The sequence below is a fragment of the Acinetobacter endophylla genome (assembly GCF_053543775.1).
Genome location: NZ_JBLVOM010000188.1, coordinates 327 through 1,229 on the forward strand (window position 1 = coordinate 327; position 903 = coordinate 1,229).

Below are 903 nucleotides of genomic sequence, written 5' to 3' on the forward strand. Positions count from 1 at the left end.
TTTTCAGATTCAATTAGTAATTGAACCGCTCTTTCTCTGATTTCAGGGGGCAATTTTACTTTGCCATTTGTAAGGTAAAAGGGGTCAATTTTAGAATGCCGTTGACAATGTATCGCCTTTTGAGTTTGAAGCAATGTACAATGATAAGATTAACCCGTTAGGTCAGGTGGCCTAACTTAAATAAAAAGTCTCCGACAAACCCGGTACGGTTCACTATCTATTGTTATTCTTACCTGAAATTGATGTGAGCTTATAGAGACAAGGTAAATTTGCAAAAGTGCCGGCTATTCAGTGTTCATTGAATGTTTAATTTAATTTATTAAGCTTGACCTTGGAGTGGCTCTAAGCCTTATACTTGGTACAAATTTTTCGATTGTTATGATGATGCGTTCTACTACATGGATTACAGTCTTGGTTGGATTGTTCATGTTCCAAAGCTTTTGGAATGTGGCGGCGGCCTTTTGTGTCCATGAACAACAGCCTCAATCACAGCAGAGTTATCATTTTGGTCATCACCAAAATACCTTGTGTGCCAGCGATAGTCGTCAACACGATCATAATGGACAGTCAGAAAACATAAAAACATTCAGTAGCGATTTAGAAATCGGTGAAGATCATCAAGATCATCTACCATCGATGACGCATTTGATTGTACAAAATGAAAAAGTAGATGTGTTTCATCCAAGCTCTGAAGTTAAAGTGAATCCACAATTTCATTGGAAAAACAGCTATCAGGCTCCTGACCTGTTTCAACAAAGCCCACCTCCCAAATTTTCCCCGCTCATGGTGGGGTAGCCTAAAACATTCCCACCACTTTTATTATTTAAATAAGTGGGAAAAATCATGTCTTCACAATCAATTATACTCTTGCGTCATAGCTTGGTTGCTTGTATATGTGCAGCG

At 38.4% G+C, this 903-nt stretch carries 1 protein-coding gene; it reads left to right on the forward strand.

Going from position 1 to position 903, the window contains the following annotated elements:
• Window positions 1–384 precede the first annotated feature (384 nt).
• Window positions 385–795: a cation efflux protein, CzcI-like gene (locus tag ACNPNW_RS06280; protein ID WP_211100789.1), complete on the forward strand. Its 411-nt coding sequence runs from the start codon at window positions 385–387 to the stop codon at window positions 793–795.
• The last annotated feature ends 108 nt before the right edge of the window (window positions 796–903 follow it).

Excerpts from the sequence above, each read along its gene's own strand:
- ACNPNW_RS06280 (WP_211100789.1), top strand. The coding sequence starts at position 385 with ATGCGTTCTACTACATGGATTACAGTCTTGGTTGGATTGTTCATGTTC.